The sequence below is a fragment of the Nocardia sp. BMG111209 genome (genome assembly GCF_000381925.1).
Classification (GTDB): domain Bacteria; phylum Actinomycetota; class Actinomycetes; order Mycobacteriales; family Mycobacteriaceae; genus Nocardia.
Genome location: NZ_KB907308.1, coordinates 1548877 through 1566911, shown reverse-complemented (window position 1 = coordinate 1566911; position 18035 = coordinate 1548877). Strand labels below are relative to the sequence as shown.

Annotated in this window: 12 protein-coding genes; all 12 read left to right on the top strand. The window is 69.4% G+C overall.

The genetic code is table 11. The features are described from left to right. Window positions 1-17 precede the first annotated feature (17 nt). Window positions 18-1781, top strand: a complete 1764-nt coding sequence (gene eccA, locus G361_RS0130560; protein WP_019930945.1) for a type VII secretion AAA-ATPase EccA — start codon at window positions 18-20, stop codon at window positions 1779-1781. A gap of 32 nt (window positions 1782-1813) precedes the next feature. Continuing rightward, complete coding sequence (gene eccB / locus G361_RS0130555) at window positions 1814-3352, top strand: type VII secretion protein EccB (protein WP_231387134.1); 1539 nt, start codon at window positions 1814-1816, stop codon at window positions 3350-3352. Between the two features lie 16 nt (window positions 3353-3368). Next, window positions 3369-7379 (top strand): type VII secretion protein EccCa, encoded by a 4011-nt coding sequence (eccCa, locus tag G361_RS0130550; RefSeq protein WP_019930943.1) that lies wholly within the window; start codon window positions 3369-3371, stop codon window positions 7377-7379. A gap of 124 nt (window positions 7380-7503) precedes the next feature. Next, a complete protein-coding gene (locus G361_RS0130545) occupies window positions 7504-7824 on the top strand; it encodes a PE domain-containing protein (RefSeq protein ID WP_019930942.1) in 321 nt (106 codons plus the stop codon). A 49-nt stretch (window positions 7825-7873) separates the two neighbouring features. Beyond that, on the top strand, window positions 7874-9205 hold the full coding sequence (locus G361_RS0130540; RefSeq protein WP_020647649.1) for a PPE domain-containing protein: 1332 nt from the start codon (window positions 7874-7876) through the stop codon (window positions 9203-9205). Window positions 9206-9251: 46 nt separating this feature from the next. After that, window positions 9252-9590: a hypothetical protein gene (locus G361_RS0130535; RefSeq protein WP_019930941.1), complete on the top strand. Its 339-nt coding sequence runs from the start codon at window positions 9252-9254 to the stop codon at window positions 9588-9590. 60 nt (window positions 9591-9650) lie between these two features. Further along, window positions 9651-9944, top strand: coding sequence for a hypothetical protein (locus tag G361_RS0130530; protein WP_019930940.1), 294 nt, complete (start codon window positions 9651-9653; stop codon window positions 9942-9944). A gap of 13 nt (window positions 9945-9957) precedes the next feature. Further along, the gene (locus G361_RS0130525; RefSeq protein WP_231387133.1) at window positions 9958-10872 is read left to right on the top strand and encodes an ESX secretion-associated protein EspG; all 915 of its coding nucleotides are present in this window, start codon (window positions 9958-9960) and stop codon (window positions 10870-10872) included. A gap of 321 nt (window positions 10873-11193) precedes the next feature. After that, complete coding sequence (locus tag G361_RS48705; protein WP_231387132.1) at window positions 11194-13416, top strand: AAA family ATPase; 2223 nt, start codon at window positions 11194-11196, stop codon at window positions 13414-13416. Then, entirely contained in the window at window positions 13413-14927 is a 1515-nt protein-coding gene (gene eccD, locus G361_RS0130500; RefSeq protein ID WP_155981858.1) for a type VII secretion integral membrane protein EccD, read from the top strand. The genes G361_RS48705 and eccD overlap by 4 nt, the downstream gene beginning before the upstream one ends. Beyond that, window positions 14927-16291: a type VII secretion-associated serine protease mycosin gene (gene mycP, locus G361_RS0130495; RefSeq protein WP_036495608.1), complete on the top strand. Its 1365-nt coding sequence runs from the start codon at window positions 14927-14929 to the stop codon at window positions 16289-16291. Before eccD ends, mycP begins: the two co-directional genes overlap by 1 nt. After that, the gene (gene eccE, locus G361_RS0130490; protein ID WP_019930935.1) at window positions 16279-18030 is read left to right on the top strand and encodes a type VII secretion protein EccE; all 1752 of its coding nucleotides are present in this window, start codon (window positions 16279-16281) and stop codon (window positions 18028-18030) included. The genes mycP and eccE overlap by 13 nt, the downstream gene beginning before the upstream one ends. Window positions 18031-18035: the final 5 nt, after the last annotated feature.

The following is an 18035-nucleotide window of genomic DNA, read 5'->3' as shown; positions in this document are numbered from 1 at the left end:
GGTGGAAGGAATCCGAGTTGTCAGCGGCCGAGGACGCGTTCTATACGGGTGTGCAGTGTCTCGGGTTGGTGGCCGGCGGTGTGCGGAACGAACAGCATGCGCTGGCCGCGTTCCGGGCGGCGACCAATCTGGATCCCGACATGTGTGATGCGTGGCTCGGCCGCGCCATGGCCGGTGAGGTCAATTCCGAAGTGGTGTACGGCGCTTATCGTTCCGTGCACAATCTCTATCGCGATCAGCAGCGGGCCGGCCTGGTGGACCGGACCCTGTGGTGCCAGGTCGAGATCGGCATGTACGGACTGCGGGTGGCGATGGCCGACCGCGACCAGATCGCCGTGGCACAGGCCTGCCAGTACGCCGAGGGCGGCGAATGGGAGGAGGCCGTCGCGATCCTCGATCAGGTGCCGCACGACGATGTCTCCGATTTCGTCCGGATGACCCTGTACTTCCGCACCAAGCGCTGGAACGACGTGCTCGAGGCCCGCCTCGCCAAGCCGATCATCGAGGACGGCCTGCTCGACATCGCCGCCGAACTCATGGCCGCGCGCTCGCTGGCGCATCTGGGCCGATTCGGCGAGGCCCTGCCGCGTGCCCAGCGGATCGTCGAGGACAGCGCCTCGGGCAATCTCTCCTACATCTGGGCCGACGCGCACTTCCTGCTCGGAATGGTGTTGCGGCACACCGGCGATCACGAGGCCGCCGAACGAATCCTCAAGGGGCTGCAAGGTTCCGCGCTGTGGCCGCAGCGCGAGGAGTGGCAGAACGCGGTCAAGGACAAGACCTACAAACTCGAGGTCGCCACCGCGGAGGTCATCGCCTCCCGCACCAACCGGTGGGATCCGCGCTCGGGCGACGACCCGGGCGAGGTGGCCGCCACCGCCGCCCGCACCGAGCGCGAGGCGCTGCTGGCCGAGGCCTCGGAGCTGCTGTCGTCCCAGATCGGCATGGCGTCGGTCAAGGAGCAGGTGGATCGGCTGAAGTCCGGCGTGCTGATGGACCAGGTCCGGGCCAAGCGCGGCCTCGCCGTGGATTCCCGCTCGCACCACCTGATCTTCTCCGGTCCGCCCGGCACCGGTAAGACCACCATCGCCCGCGTGATCGCGAAGATCTTCGCCGGCCTCGGCGTCGTCGAGAACGCGGAGGTGGTCGAGGCGTCCCGCAACGACATGGTGGGCACCCATCTCGGCCACACCGCGCCGAAGACCAACGCGCTCATCGACTCCGCGCTCGGTGGCGTGCTGTTCATCGATGAGGCGTACACCCTGGTGCAGGAGGGACTGTCCGGTGGTGACGCCTTCGGCAAGGAGGCCGTCGACACCCTGCTGGCCCGGATGGAGAACGACCGCGACAAACTCGTGGTGATCATCGCCGGTTACGAGGACCAGATCGACCGCTTCCTGACCTCCAACGACGGTCTGGCCTCGCGCTTCACCAAGCGGGTACGGTTCTCCAGCTATGATCCCGGTGAGCTGGTGCAGATCGCGGAATTCATTGCGAGGAAGAAGGATTCGATCCTCGCCTACGATTCCCGCGAGGTGCTGCGCGCGCACTGCGATCGGCTGTGTGGTCAGATGCGCAACGGCCGCAAGATGATCGACCTGGTGGGCAACGGCCGGTTCGTCCGTAACGTCGTAGAATCGGCGGAGTCCGAACGGGACTACCGTTTCACCCGCGACAACGTCGATGTGCTGTCGCTCACCGACGAGGAGCTGATGACCATCTCCGAATCCGACATCACCGCGGCGCTCGACAGCCTCAGCCGCAGCGCCGGCGTGGCCTGACACCGGGTATCGCCGTGGCACGTTTCCGGGTGGTGACCAGGCACCAGATCTCCGGATGGCGATTCCTGTTGCGCCGCATCGAACATGCGCTGGTCCGGCGCGACGCGTCGATGCTCGACGATCCGCAGCGGGGGCGGTCCACGGCACTGTCGGTCGGTATCGCGCTGGCCTGCCTGGTGATCGCGGGCGCGGCCGTGCTGGGTTTCTTCAAGCCCGCCAAGATGGTGGGTTCGTCGAAGATCGTGTCCGAGAAGGACACCGGGGCACTGTATGTGCATCTGGGCAACCGGTTGTACCCGGCGCTGAACCTCACCTCGGCCCGGCTGATCGTCGGCAGCGCGGACACCCCGGTGCCGGTGTCCCACGACGAAATCGCGAAATACCCGCGCGGTCCGCTGGTCGGTATCCCCGGCGCACCCAACAGCATCGTCGACAACGGCGCCCGTGATTCGACCTGGACCGTGTGCGACACCTCGCAGACCGGCGCCGCGGCGCCGGTCGATCCGCGAACCGGGCTGCCCACGGTGGCTCGGGCGGCGATGCGCACCACGGTGATCGGCGGCACGCTGTCCGTCGACGGGGGCGACCTCATCCGCCCGCTGGCCGAGGGCGAGGCCCGGTTGCTGCGCGACGACGCCACGACCTGGCTGGTCTACAACGATGCCGAGAAGGGCGCGGTGCGGGCCGCGGTCAGTACCAGCGACACCGCCGTGATGCTGGCGCTGGGCATCGACTCGACCGTCCAGGTGCCCGCCGCCGCCAAGGGCCTGATCGGGGCGATCCCAGAGGTACCGCCGATCCGGGTGCCCGAGATCCCCGGCGCCGGCAGCACCGTCACGCTCAATTCCGGGCTCACCGTGACCGTCGGTGCGGTGCTGACCGGTAACACTCCGGACCGGGGTGCGTCGTACTACGTGGTCTCACAGTCGGGCGTCGTGCAGATCGGGCCGGTGCTGGCCGCGATGATCCGCAACGCGAACGCCCGTGGCACGGTGGCGAGTCAATCGGTCGGCCCGGACGTGATCGCGACCAATCTCCGCCCCGGCGGCTGGCCCGGCACGGAGAGCTATCCCACCCGGGCGCTACGGGTCGTCGACCCGGCACGTTTCCTGGTGACGTGCTACGAGTGGTCGCGTACGCCCACGGCGCAGAACGCGTCCACCACTCTGCTGGTCGGTCGGCAGCTGCCACTGCCGGCCGACCAGCAGAATCGGACCGTCGACCTGGTCACCGCGCAGCTGTCGCACGGCGCCACCGCCGACGCGGCATATCTGGCGGGCGGCGCCGGCCGATTCGTCCAGGCCACCGGTGCCGATCCGTCCTCGGCGCGGCGCGAGTCGATGTTCTGGATCTCGGATACCGGGGTACGTTACGGCGTCGACGTGCAACCCGGGCAGACCGGCCAGGATCCGACGGTGACCGCGCTCGCGTTGCGGAACCCGGTTCCCGCGCCGTGGAGCATCGTGTCGTTGTTCGCGGTCGGGCCCACGCTGTCCCAGCGCGACGCCCGGATCGCGCACGACGGTATCGCGCCCGATCGTACGGTGATCGGTTTCGGCGGTACCCAGTGAGATCGGTTGGTAGCAGGTGACCAGTACCCGTCGCTTCGTCCGTCCGGCCCGGATGGTCCGGGGCCCGAAGGCGCCGGCCGTCACGGAGTTGCGCTTGCAGCCGCCCACCGAACTGCCGAAACCCGTTCCGCCGTCGCGGGTCAAGATGATCATGCCGGTGGTCATGATGGCCGGCATGGGCGGCATGATGGTGATCATGATCCGCTCCAGCGGCGGATTCTCCCCGACCACCTTGATGTTCCCGATGATGATGGTCGTGTCGATGTTCGGCATGATCGGTGGATCCTTCGGTGGCGGTAACAATTCCGCGAGCCTGAACGAGGACCGCAAGGACTATCTGCGCAGCCTCGCCGAGAACCGGAAACAGGTGCGCGACGCCGAAACCGAACTCTTCGACTACCTCCGCTACACCCATCCCGGGCCGGCCGAACTGCCCCGACTGGTGGGCGGCAAGCGGATGTGGGAGGTACAGGTCGCCGCACCGCAATTCCTGCGGGTGCGCATCGGCCGGGGCCGCATCGCCAACCAGGTCCGGGTGATCGTGCCGGAAGCCGCGCCGACCTCGGATCTGGATCCGGTGGGCGTGGTCGAGCTCACCCGCTTCGCCAAGGCGTACTCCACCGTCGGCGGTATGCCGGTTGCCATCAATCTGCTGTCCACCCCGCAGGTCGGCTTCGACGGTGATCCGGACGCGGTGGCCGGGCTGGTCCGGGCGATGATCGCCGAGGTGGTGGTGCTGCACGGCCCGGACCAGGTCGCGGTGGCCGCGGTGCTGTCGGAACCCGATGCGCCGCAATGGTCCTGGTTGAAATGGTTGCCACACACCCAGCACGCCAGCGACACCGACGGCATCGGCTCGGCGCGCATGGTGTACCGCAACGTCGCCGAATTGCGCGCCAAGGTGCTCGCCGGGCTGAACCGCGGCCCGTTCTCCGCCAACAGTGAACCGAGTCTGGAACGCAAGCACTTCCTGCTGATCGTCGACATCACCGGCACTGCCGCCGATCGTGATATCTCGGGCATCGACGGCTGTACCTGGCTGCGCCTCGGGCACACCGAACAGGCACTGCCGCGCGCGCTGAAATTCGAGGTGGGCGCGGATCATTCATTGCAGGAGACCACCAGCCGCGGCATCCGGCGGATCGGCGTCGCCGACACCATGTCGGTGGCCGGGGTGACGGCGCTGTCACGTGGCATCTCGCCCTATCGGCTGTCCACGGTCGTGGAGGCGGTGGTCGCCGAGCAATCCAGCGTGGGCAACTCGTGGGAGGAACTGGTCCATCTGGCGGACCCGGGCGCGATCCGGGTGGATCAGCAGTGGCCTGCCCGCCGCGACGCCGACCGCTCCCGGTTGAACATCCCCTTCGGCTACGACCCGGCCGGCCAGGTGGTCTATCTGGACATCAAGGAATCCGCCGAGGAGGGCATGGGCCCGCACGGTATGTGCATCGGCGCCACCGGCTCCGGCAAATCGGAATTCCTTCGGACACTTGTCCTCTCGGCGGTGGCGACGCACCCGCCGGACGTGCTCAACCTCCTGCTCGTCGACTTCAAGGGCGGCGCGACCTTCCTCGGCTTCGACCGGTTGTCGCACGTCACCGCGGTCGTCACCAACATGGAGGAGGAGGCCGATCTCGTCACCCGAATGGAGGACGTGATCAACGGCGAGATGGGCCGGCGGCAACGCATTCTGCGCGATGCCGGCAACTTCGCCAGTGTCGCCGACTACGAGCGGGCCCGGGAGCAGGGCGCCAACCTGGCCCCGATGCCGACGCTGCTGATCATCCTGGACGAGTTCGCCGAACTGCTGGAGCAGCACCCGAATTTCTCGAAGCTGTTCGTCGCCATCGGCCGCCTCGGTCGCTCGCTCCGCATCCACCTGCTGCTGGCCTCGCAGAAGGTGCCGGCCAACCGGATGGGTGAACTCGAAGCTCACCTGTCGTACCGGATCGCGTTGCGTACCAACCAGACCAGCGACTCTCGCGACGCCATCGGCACCGCCGACGCGTACCACCTGCCGAAGAAGCCGGGCGCGGGATACCTGCGGGTGGGCGCGGGCGATTTGCAGCGGTTCCAGGCCGCCTATGTCGGCTCGAATTACATCGCGCCCGCGCAGACGACCGTGGCGGACGCGCGCCGGGCGCGCCGGGCCGGCGGTGGTTACCAGCCACCGCAGCTGTTCACCGCGGCGCATACCTCCGATGTCCGGCCGACGGTGATCGAGCCCGAGGTCGTCACTCCGGATGCCCTGGAGGTACCGGACAGCGAGGCCGTGACCGTCATGGAGACGGTGCTGCAGCAACTGGCCGGGCACGGCCGTCCCGCACATCAGATGTGGTTGCCGCCGTTGAGTGTTCCGGCCACCCTGGATCGGCTGGTGCAGACCGCCCAGCCGGGCCGTCTGCGGGTGCCCTGGGCGATCATCGATATGCCGCGGCAGCAACGCCAGGACGTCTGGTCGGTGGATCTGTCCGGCGCGGGCGGCCACGTGGCCCTGGTCGGCGGCCCGCAGTCCGGCAAATCGACGGCGTTGCAAGCACTGATGATGGCGGCGGCGCTGACGCACACCCCGGAGCAGATCCAGTTCTACTGCCTGGACTTCTCCGGCGGCCTGTCCGGCATCCGCAACCTGCCGCACGTGGGATCGGTGGCCTCGTCGCGTGACGGCGATCGGATCCGGCGTACCTTCGCGCTGATCAACAACCTGATCGCGCACCGGCAGGCGCTGTTCACCGAACTCGGGATCGATAGCATCCGCGAGTTCCGGCGGCGTCGCGGCGCACCGCGTGAGTCCGCCGAGCTGACCGCCCGGGGCGATGTGCACGGCGACGTCTTCCTCATCGTCGACGGCTGGGACATCGGATTCGCGGTCACCGGACCGTATTTCGACGAATATCTGCCGATGATGGAAGCCATCGCCCTGCAGGGCTTGAACTACGGCATCCACCTGGTGGTCAGCAGCTCGCGCTGGGCGGCGATCCGGCCGGCCATCAAGGATCTGCTGCAGACCCGGCTGGAGCTGCGGCTCGGTGATCTGACGGACACCGTCTTCACCACGCATCGTCCGGTCGTCGCCTCCATTCCGGCGAACCGGCCGGGCCGCGGTATCTCGACCGACGGTCTGCACATGCTCACCGCGCTGCCGCGGACCGACGGTGTGGGCGAATCGGATTCGCTGGGCGCGGGTACGGCGGCCGCCGTCGCGCAGCTCGGCCGCACCTACGGGGATCGGCGGGCGCCGGAGGTCAAGCTGCTGCCGGCGCAGGTCACCCTCGAGCAGATCCTCGCCGGTCGGCCGGGCCCCGTCACACCGGCCCAGCGGCTGGTCCTGCCGTTCGGCATGCGCGAGTCGGATCTCAGTCCCGCCGCCATCGACTTCGGCGTCTCGACGCATTTCATCGTGGTGGGCTCGTCCGGTTCGGGGAAGTCGACCGTGCTGGCGGGGCTGCTGGAGTCGATCCGGCGGCAGTTCACCCCGGAGCAGGCCAGAGTGCTGCTGATCGATTACCGGCGGCAGCACATGGACGCGCTGCCCCCCGAGATGTCGATCGGATACCTCACCAGCGAACGGGACCTCACCGACGGGCTGCCCCCGTTCGCCGCGAAGATGCGGACCCGCCGGCCGCCCGACGGCGTGACCTCCCGGCAGTTGCGGGATCGCTCCTGGTGGTCCGGGCCGGAGATCTTCGTGGTGATCGACGACTACCACATGGTGGCGCAGCGCGGCATGCTGAATCCGCTCGATCCCATCAAGGACATCATCGTCGACGGCCGCGACACCGGCCTGCACATCATCGCGGCCCGCAGCATCGCACAGGCCGACGGCGCCCTGTACGACAACGTGCTCGGGCAGATGAAGAACCTCAACTCGTCCGGCTTCGTCATGGACGGCTCGAAACTCGACGGCATCCTGATCTCGGACGTGAAGGCGACGAAACAGCCGGTGGGCCGGGGCATCCTGGTCGAGCCGCTGCTCTCCCGGAAGGATCTGGTCCAGGCGGCCTGGATACCGGAGGCGCCGCAGTGACGTGGCTACCGGAACCAGCACAGTGATCCCAGGACAACCTATGTCTCTTTCCCAAAGTTGGGAATGACTTAACGTTTCCCGTGTACCACCCTTCGAGTTCCCACCAGTCGCGAGGAGACATCCCATGGCTCTCGAAGTAATCCCGGAAGACTTCCCCGCCCTCTCGGCGACGCTGTCGACGATCCACACCGATCTGATGGGTGCGCTGGAAGGTACCTCGGTCGCGGCGAATCCGACCGCGGCGGCGTCGGACCTGGTGAGCCAGGCGGCGGCGAAGGCGTTCGCCGTCTACCATGCTCACTTCTATGCCCAGGCGGCGCCGGGCTTCACGAACATCCTGCACGGTTCCCAGGTTCTCGTCCCGATCGCGGGCGACTACACCGGCAGCGACGAGTCCGGCGGCGGCTACGTCACCGGGGCGGCCGCGGGGATCGTGTCGATCTAGCCGGTCTCCGTTCGGAGATTCGGTGTGATTCGTCGGAAGTGACACAGCCATGCCAATCGACCCTCTGATCGGGCCGGGGGAGACGCTCGCCAACCAGTTGCACTCGGGCATCGGGTCCGGTCCGATGGTGGACACGTCCACCGCGTACTCGACGCTGGCCGAGGCGCTGAGCAACGGCGCCGCCAACTCCGACGGCACGATGGACGGGATGCAGAACATCTGGAAGGGTCCGTCCGCGACCCGGGCCGAGACCGCGTTCCGCAACCACGCGACCTGGGTGCGCCAGCAGGCGCTGAACTCGTACACCGCGGCGAATCAGGCGGCGATGGCGGCCGAGTCGTTCAACGTCACACTGATGCTCACACCGCCCCCGGCGGCATTCTCCGGAGTGCGCACGCTCATCACCGGGCTGGCGGCCAATCCGACGCCCCTCACCACGCCGGTGCTCATATCGGCCGTCGGCGCGCTGGGCGCGCTGAACGCGCAGGCGGTCTCGGCCTACAGCGGGTACGCGGCGTCGATCGCCGATATCGTGGGCGGGCTGCCCGAGATCCCGCAACCCGCTCCGTCGATCGTCAACACGACGTCCGGTCCCGGGCCCGGGCCCGGTGGTCCCGGTCCCTCGGGTTCGGGCCCCGGTCCCAGTGGTCCCGGTTCGTCGCCGGGGAACACCGATCCGGGCGGTTCCACCGATCCCAAGGGCTCCACCGATCCGGGCAGTACGAACAATCCGGGAACCGATCCCACCCAATCGAATCCGGATCCGACGCAGACCGGCACCCAGCAGCCCGGCGACACCGGCGGCAACCCCACCGGTACCGACCCACAGCAGCCCGCCGACGTCCAGGACTCGTTGCCGGACAACGGCCTGGGTGGGCCGGACGGCGGGCTCCCGCTCGAGCGGGGCGATCTTTCGGACTCCTCGTACTCGGGCGACATGTCCGAGCTCGGGACCGGCATGGGCGCGTACGCCGCGTACAGCATGTCCGGCGGCGGCCTGGGCTCGATGGCCGGGTCCGCCACCGGATTTCGGATGCCGTCGAATTGGGGCCGGATGACCAGCGGCCGGGCCTTCGGCGCCGGAACCGGTCTCGCCGAACCCGAGCCGGCGTTGCAGCGCCGCGGCGTCACCGCGCCCCAGGCGCAGAAGCGGCGCAAGCGCGAGGAAGAGAAGCAGCGCAAGGCCGTCAAGGTGTCCGGGAAGGTATTCGTACCCGGCGAACTCGACGAGGTGCCGGAGCTGGAGCAGCCGCCCGCGATCGGTGTGCTCGAGTACGACCTCGATCCGCTGTGGGACGAATCCTCGGAGGATGACGCCGATCTGATCGGGGTCCTGGATCACGACGACGAATGGTCGTCGGACGATGAACGTTCTCGGTGAAGTAGTACCGAGGCCGAGGAAATGACCGTTTAGAAAGGAACTTCACATGGCCACCGCCAGTATGATGATCGCCGATCCGGCCAAGCTGCACACCGGCGCTCAGGACACCTCGATCTGCCTGGGCGAGCTGGAGACCTACCTGCGGACCCTGGCCGCCTCGCAGAGCGGGTTGCAGTCCGCCGTGCAGAGCCCGGCGACCGGTGCGGCCATCCAGCGGTCGCTCTCCGACGCGGGTACCGCCGGCACCAAGCTCGCCAACACCCTGAACGACATCGTCAACGCGCTGCGGACGGCGGGCGTGAAGATCGATGACCAGGACCTCCAGGGCGCGGCGAAGGTCTACGAGCACGCCGGTGGGGACGGGAAGGTCGACACCAACTTCTGACCGGATCACCCCCGGCCGGTACGAGTCTCGAAATTTATCACTGAAAAGGATTGACACATCATGAAATTCGACTTCAACGAAGTTGACATCCATACGACCACCATGAACCAGCTCGTCTCCAGCATGGAGACGAACGCGCACCAGATCGAGGCCATCCGGAACGAACTGATGCAGGAGTTCGCGGGTGCCGGTGCGACCGGCTACGAGGACATCATGGCCCGGCTCAAGCGGGACAACGACTCGTACATCACGACGCTGGCCAACCTGAAGACCTCGATCCAGAGCGTCGGCGGTACCCAGGGTCTGGTGCATTCGACCGACACCGCCAACGGCAACATGTTCCTGGCGATCTGAGAGTTTCACGATCGTGCAGTCTCAGCCCGCTCCGTCGACGTCGGATCGGCGCGGCCGGACTGCCCCCGCCGAGCCGGATTCCGGCGAGGATGTGGACAACGATCCGGTTGCGATCGAGTTGAACGTCGATGCCGCCCTGTTACTGCAGGACATGGCTGGCATCGGCGGCTACCCGGCAGTGTTGACGATACTGTCGAACCATTTTCTGCTCGAGGATCCGGACCGGGTGCGCACTGCCGTCGCCGAGCGGCTCACCGAGGTGGGCGTTCTCGTCGACGGTCGTGTGCATCCGGTGGTCGAGCACTGGTTGCACTGCCTGGACCGGCCGGACGTCGAACTGTGCGCACTCGTCGTGGATCCGGATCCCGCCCCGGATCAGGGGCTTCGGGCATTGCTGCAGATGTCGCTGGTGCGGGCCGGTGACACCCATGTGCTCGCGCTCCGCTGCGCGGACGAGATCGTCATCCAGCAGGTCTTCGAATCGCGGGACCGCCTCGAGACCATCACGGCTGCCCTCGCCACGGCGCTCGGTCCCTGGCCCGCAGTGCAATTCGAGCCGATGCGGGTGACCGATCGGCTACTGGCCGAGGTGCCGCCCGAACGGGAGGAGCGGCATCGAGCGCTGGTGGAGCTCGGTGCGGTGGCGCATACTGCGAGCGTGCTCACCAGAGCGTTCGACCGATTGGTGCGAAAAGCGGAAGTGGTGATGATCGAACATCGTGATGGTGGCACGATGGAACCATCGGTGGCCATGAACGTGATGGACACCGAATCCGGCCGGATCGTCGTGACGCCCAGCGTCGCGCTCGACGGCGAGCGCTGGTCGACCTACGTGCCGGGTGATGGCACCGCGTTGCACGCGGGCCTGGTGGCATTGGTCGAGCTGCTGCCCGGACGGAGTTGGTTCGGTACCAGCAGGTCCGACTGAGCCGGAGGCTCGACGCCTGGGGTGCTGCGCTTTTCGAGAGGATTGAGGGATATGAACCGAGCGCCGGGCACGAACGGCAACTCGGTCCGGAGCGTCCGGACCCGGGGTGGGTACGACGCGTTCTTCGGTGACGACGGTTCGGCGGACCAGAGCGCCGACGGTTCGGCGAATCACAGTGTCGCGGAACCACCCCCGCCGGGGACGAGTCCGCCACCAGGCTCTTCGTCCCCCGCAATCGGCGACCCGGAATCCGGGTCGCCACAGTCGTCTTTCCCACCGGCCGCCACCGGCGAGCCGCGGCCCGGAGCCGGGACCGTTGCGGTGCAGCGAGAGTCGGAGCCGGCCACTCCCACGCCACCGGCACCCGCCCGATCGTCGAACACCACCGCCACCTGGCGGCGAGCCCGGCAGGCCGCCGCGGCGCCGTCGGCGGACGGACCGGTCGTATCCGGTGCCGCCGCGGGTGCTTCCACGACCGAGGCCGGGGAATCCGTTGCACCCCAGCAGAATTCCGAACCCGCGGCCACCGGGCCGAAGTCGCCGGGCCCGGATGCCGCCGCATACGGTGTGATCGAATCGCGCACCCCCGCCGCGGCTCCCGCCGAATCGCGTCCCACGTCGTCCTCCTCGGCCGGATCGCGCGCGGTGCAGCGCACCGGTCCGCAGACCGCCGTGACCCCGCCGCAATCGGGTGCGTCCCAATCGGAACGCCCCGACGCCGCGGCCACGACCCCCGACGAACTCCGCGCCGCGGCGCTGCGCGCGGCGGCCGCGCGAGCCGCCGCCGCCCAAGCCGCCGCCCGCGCCGCGCAATCCGGTGCGGCCGAACCGTCCGCCGATTCCGCGCGCCCCGCCGGTGCCCCGAATCGAACCGGTCACGCCGCCGCGACCGCGGGCGGCGCCGCCGGGCAATCCGGCCGGCCGGATCCGGCCGCCGCGCCCAGCGGGACCGGGCAGGTGGGCCGGCCCGCCGGAACGGATCGGCAGGCCGGGACGGGTGCGTCGCCGGGGCCCGCGCCGCAGCCGAATTCGCCGGACGCGGCGCATTCCGGGGCGGGGCCGAACCCGTCGGCCTCGCCGCCCGCCGCCGACGCGGCCACGGGTCGGATCGCGCGATTCGCCCCGGGCGCGCAGTCGACCGCCGCGCACCGGCCCGGTCCCGGCAACCACGGCATCGAGGGCGTCGGCGCCGCAGCGGAATACGCGCAGCGCGGTGCGGAATATGCCGCGCCACAATCCGATTCCGCTCAGGCAGCGCCACAGGGCTACCCCACCGGCTATCCCGCCACACCCACGGCCGGCCCCTGGGCGGGGGCCGCGTCCGGCGGGTACTCCGGGCAGTACGCCGCCCCGGGGCAGTACGCCGCCGCGCAGTATGCCGCCGCCCAGTACGCCGCCGCGCAGCAGGCTGCGGCCGCCGAAGCGGCTGCCGCGCAAACTGTTTCGCAGACAGTGGAGTTCCGGCACGCCGAGGCCGCGCGCCCGGCGCCCTGGCAGCAGGCCGCGACCACCCAGGCCGACCCGGCGGTTCGCGGCGTCGAGCGCTATCAGCAGGCCGCGGAGAACGCCCCCTTCATCGAGGTGCTGCCGGCCGCGCTGACGTCCGCGGATCTGCTGGCCGACATCTCGGCCGCCAACCGCGCCAAGCTGAAGTCCGCCACCGGTGTGCGCGGCGCGCTCAACAAGGTCGGCTTCAATCTCGGGCTGTCGCCGGCCGAGCAGCGCGTGGAGGATCGCCGCGCCCGGATCCGGAAGCAGTTGCTCACCACCTATCAGATCGCGGTGATCAGCGTGAAGGGTGGCGTCGGCCGCACCACTCTCGCCGCGGCCCTCGGTTCCACCTTCGCCGCGTTGCGGCCGGACCGGGTCGTGGCCATCGACGCCAATCCCGACTTCGGCGACCTCCCGTCGCGTACCACCCCGCACCCGTACGGCCTGTCGCTGCGTGATCTGGCCCAGGCGTCGAATCTGGACGCGTTCGCGACCGTGCAGTCGTTCATGTCGATCAATTCCGCGGATCTGGCCGTCGTCGCCTCGCCGTGGAACTCCGAGGCCGTGGAGGCTCTGTCCGGCGGCGAGTACATGGCCGCGATGGATGTGCTGCGGCGGCACTACAACTTGTTGATGGTGGACTGCGGCACCGGTGTGCTGGACTCCGTGACCACCTCGGTGCTGCGCACCAGCGATGCGGTGGTGGTGGTGACACCCGCCACCGTCGGTGGGGTGAAAGGCGCTGTGGCGACGTTGAACTGGTTGAACACGCACGGGCTGAGCCAGTTGATCGCCAAATCCGTGGTGGCGATCGTGCATCAGCAGCCGACCAAGCCCATCGTCGAGATCGAGGCGATCGAGAAGCTGTTCCAGACCGCGCAGCGCCCGACGGCGTTGATTCCCTACGATCCCCACCTGGCCGAGGGGGGCGAGATCGACCTCCGGCTGCTCGACAAAGACACATTGCTGGCGTTCGAAGAACTCGCGGCCGGGTTGTCCGATGGCTTCCCGAACTCGTATCGCAACGGCGCCGACCGAGGAGGATGGCGATGAGCACCGCCTTCGCGCCCACCGCCGCAGCCGCGACGGCGCCCGCACCGTCGGCGGAGGTGGCCAGGGCCCGCATCGCGATCATGGTCGCCACGTACCAGATCGACGTGGTGGTACCGACGAAATTCGCCATCGAGACCTTCATCGATGATCTGATCGTTGTGCTGGCCGGTGCGATCGACGACGAGAACGTCGATTTCACACCGCCGGTGGGGCAGTGGAGCCTGGCTCGTCCGGGCGAGGCCGCGATTCCGCGCTGGCGCAGCCTGGAGGATCACCAGATCGCCGACGGCGCCGTGCTGACGCTGTCGGTGGTGGAGTCGGCCGAGATCTTCACCCCGGTGGTCGAGGACATCACCGACGCGCTGGCGCTGATCAACGAACGCGAATTCGCCGAATTCGACGCCGAGACGGTGCAGACCGCCGGAATCTCGGTGCTCGGGGCCGCCTCGCTGACCGTGGCCGCGATGATGTGCTGGTCGTGGACCCGGACCGGATCCTGGGTGTGGTGCGGTCTCCCGACGCTGCTGCTGGGTCTGGTGTGCTGGATCACGGCGGTTCCGGTGCAGCGGCGGGAGAATTCGGCCCGGCTGGGTCTGGGACTGGCGTTGTCGGCATTGCCGTTGCTGTTTGCGGGCGCCGCGACGCTGGTGCCGCCCGCCTACGGCCGGCCCGGTCCGCTGGCACCCGCGAATCTGGCCGCCGGACTGGTGGTCGCGGCGGTGGCCGCGCTGACGATGTTGCGACTGGTGCGGATAGGCACCACGGTGCTGGTGGCCGTGGCGACCCTGGGCGTGATCCTCGCTGTCGCCGTCTCGCCCGCGGCCTATCTCGACGTCTCCGTCCGGCAGGTGGCCGCCGGGGTGGTCTTCGTGGCGCTGGTGCTGCTGACCGCGGCGCCGCGACTCGCGGTGGTAGCGGCCCGAATTCGGCCACCGGACCTGCCCGATCCCGGCGCGGAGGTGGCGCCCGCGACGCTGACCGACATCTTCGACGCGCAGACCGGCGTCGATCCGGCCGAGGACGACCAGGCCCTGCCGGCCGAGACCATCGAGAGCCGGGCGCGAACCGCGGTGACCACGTTGCGCGGCTTGATCATCGGGATGGCGACGGCGGTCTCGGCGGGCACGGTGATGGCCGCCGCGGCGAGCCCGGGCGGTATCCGGGAGATCGTGCTGGCCGGCGCGGTGGCCGGGGCACTCACCCTGCGGGCCCGCTGGCATCCGGATCGGGTGCAGGCCGTGGCGTTGATCGTCGGCGCCGCGATCGCCACGATCGGCACCGGATTCGTCCTGGTCGGCGCCTATCACACCCCCGCGGCCCGGTTGGCGGTGGCGTTCGTGGTGGCCGGACTCGCTGCCCTGGGATGCCTTGCCGCGGTGGGTCTTCCGGGCCGCAGACTGTCCCCGGTGACCCGTCGCGCCGTCGACCTCGTGGAATACACGCTGATCCTGGTGGTTCCGGCGCTGGCGTTCTGGATCATGGGCGTCTACACCGCCATGCGAGCCATCTGATGAGAACAGGTCACGGCCTGCGTGTGGCCGTGTGCACGGCGGCCGCGTGCGCGCTGGTCACGGTCGCGTCCGCACCCGCGCTCGCGGTGAATCCGCCGCAGGTGGTGGTGGGTGTCATCCCGCCGGACGGTGCGCCCGGTCCCGAACAGCCGACGAAGCAGGACAAGGGTTGCCTGGTCACCGGCGTGCTGCCGGACAGCGATCTGCAACAGGCCCCGCCGCCGGAACGGATGTTGAATCTCGCACAGGCCCGCGCCCTTTCCCGTGGGGCGGGCGTCACCGTCGCGGTGATCGACACCGGGGTCGGCCCGAATCCCCGGCTGCCCAATCTGGTCGGCGGTGGCGACTATGTCGCGGCCGGCGGCGACGGGCTGTCGGACTGCGATGCGCACGGCACGCTGGTGGCCGGGATCATCGGCGCCGGAACGGATCCCGCCGACGGGTTCAGCGGAGTGGCTCCGGACGCTCAGCTCATCTCCATCCGCTACCGGTCCGGCGCCTTCAGCCTCGAACAGTCGCCGGGTTCGGATCCGGCCCAGCAGCTTTCGATGGACATCCGGACCCTGGCCAGGGCAGTCACCCACGCGGCGAACCTCGGCGCCCAGGTGATCACGGTGTCGCTACCGGTCTGTGTGGGCGCCGCACAGCCGGTGGACCAGTCGGTGCTGTCCGCCGCCGTCGGTTACGCGAGCCGATTGCGCGGGGCGCTGATCGTCGCCGGCGCCGGCAACACGGGAAGCAGTGGCTGCGAACAGAATCCGGACATCGATCCGAGTCGTCCCACCGACCGGCGGAACTGGACGGGCGTGCAGACCCTCTCGGCGCCGGGCTGGTTCTATTCCGATGTGCTCACCGTCGGATTCACCACGGCAACCGGCTCCGCGGTGCCGGACACGCTGACCGGGCCGTGGGTTGCGGTCGCCGCGCCCGGCACCGGCATCGAATCGCTCGGCCCCGGCGGCGGTGGCCTGATCAACGCGGTCGGCGGCGGGGACAAACTGGTCCCGGTCGGCGGCGCGTCGTTCGCCGCCGCCTATGTCGCCGGCGTGGCGGCGCTGCTGCGCTCGCGCTACCCCAGCGAGAGCCCGACCGAGATCGTCGCGCGGCTGGAGGCCAGCGCGCACGCGCCGGCTCGGGGCGTCGACAACACCGTCGGCACGGGCGTCATCGATCCGGTGGCGGCGTTGAGCTATCGCACTCCGCCGCAGCCGCCCGCGGGCCTGAATCGCGGTGAGCTGCTGTCACTTCCGACGCCACCACGACCACCGGACCGGCGGCCGCTCGCGGTGTCCGCCGCGGTGGCGTTCGCGGCGCTGGTCTTGGGCCTGGGTGTGGGCCGGTGGCAGCGGAGGTGGGCGCGTTGAGTTCCGCGAGTCCGCGTGCCGGCGAGCGATTGCCGTTCACGGTGGTGGTGCTGGCCGGCAGCCTGCTGATCACGGCGATGTGGGGCCGGCCGTTGTGGTACATCGGGCCGGCCGTGGTGGGTGTGGCCGTGCTCCTGGTGACGGTTCCGATCGCCGGGCGCACGACCCTGCGCTGGCTGCTCGACCGGGCCGCATTCCGATTCGGCCTCCAGGCCCGCGCGGTCGCTCGCGCCGCGCCACCGCGACTGGTGGATGTCGAGGTCGCCGCCGGTACCTGCGGTATCGGTGCCGACGGCGATGTGCTCATCGCGATGATCCAGCTGGCGCCGGATCTGGATCTGCCCACGGTGATCGCCGAGGAGACCATCTACACCGAGGACACGGTGCCGGTGGATCTGTTGCTGCCGCTGCGCGAGCAGTACGGCATCGAGCTCGACATCGACATCGTCACCACCGGCCGGCGCGTCCGGCCGACCGGCAGCTACAGCATGCTGTACGACCAGCTGATCGGTGCGCAGCCGGTGATCGGGCACCGGCTGACCTGGCTGGTGGTGCGCCTGGATCAGGAGCGGAATCTGGCCGTCCTGTCCCGGCGCGGGCCGGTGGCGACCGTGGCGCCCAAGGCGCTGGCCACCGCGGCCGTCCGGATCGCGTCGCGATTGCGCGAGCACGGTATCGCCGCGCAGCAACTGCCCGCCGACGAACTGCGCGACGCGACGCGGCTGCTGCACGCCGGGATCGAACCCTCGGATCTGCGCGAGCGCTGGAACCGGCTGGAGCCGCCGGTCCCCAACCGGGTCGTGACGACCGGTGTCGTCGACTGGCACCGGCTCGGCGGCCTGGGGCTGGAGGACTGCTGGACCTGGAACCGGGGCTGGACCACCGTGGTCATCAGCCTGCCGGCCGGCGGCCCGGCGGAGGCGGCGCCGCGGGTGCTGGTGCGCTATGTCGGCCCGCCGCTGGACGAGCTGCCGGACTATCTGCGGCCACTGCGCGGGCAGCAGTCGCAGGCGTTGCGGGCCACGTTGCCGACCACCGTCTCGGTGCGGGACCTGCCGCGCGACGAGTCCGGGGCCGACATCATCCCGGACGACGTCCTGCCGGAACTGCTGATCCCGATCGGCCCGAACGGGCAGATCCTCGGCGCGATCAGCGGCCATCCGCGGCATACGCTGGCGCTGCCGCTGTACGACCCGTCCCGGTTCAACCCGCGCCGCCGCTCGATCGACGTGCACGCGGAGCTGGCCGTGGCACAACAGATCGTGTTGCGGGCGATGATCGTGGGCGCGGAGGTGGAGGTGCACTCCGCGCGGCCGCAACGATGGTGGCAGCTGGTGTCCGCGGTGGGGGATCCCAATGCCCTGCGCCTGGCCCCCGATCCCGCACAGGGCGGGAACTCGGACGGCTTCGAACCGCCGACGATCACCGTCTTCGATCAGATGACCCCGCGCACGTCGGGGGCACAGACCACGGTGACCATCAGCGATCCCGACACCCCGCCGCGGCGGGCGGCCGATCTGCTGATCACCCAGGTCGACCGGGCTGCCGTGGATGTGCGCATCCCGATGCGCACCGTGCGGGTGGATCTGATCGAACCACACGGCGAGACACGCTATTTCGACTCGGGCGCCGGGCCGGGTGCGGGACAGCCCACTGCCGAGGGCTTTCCGCCCGCACTGGGAAGTGCGCCGACCGTACCGCTCGCAGACCGCCCGCCGGCACGGGTGATGGGACAGTAATGTTG

Bases quoted from the DNA above. Each gene is read 5' to 3' on its own strand.
- G361_RS0130545 (WP_019930942.1), top strand. From the start codon at position 7,504: ATGGCTCTCGAAGTAATCCCGGAAGACTTCCCCGCCCTCTCGGCGACG.
- G361_RS0130540 (WP_020647649.1), top strand. From the start codon at position 7,874: ATGCCAATCGACCCTCTGATCGGGCCGGGGGAGACGCTCGCCAACCAG.
- G361_RS0130535 (WP_019930941.1), top strand. From the start codon at position 9,252: ATGGCCACCGCCAGTATGATGATCGCCGATCCGGCCAAGCTGCACACC.
- G361_RS0130530 (WP_019930940.1), top strand. From the start codon at position 9,651: ATGAAATTCGACTTCAACGAAGTTGACATCCATACGACCACCATGAAC.
- eccD (WP_155981858.1), top strand. From the start codon at position 13,413: ATGAGCACCGCCTTCGCGCCCACCGCCGCAGCCGCGACGGCGCCCGCA.
- mycP (WP_036495608.1), top strand. From the start codon at position 14,927: ATGAGAACAGGTCACGGCCTGCGTGTGGCCGTGTGCACGGCGGCCGCG.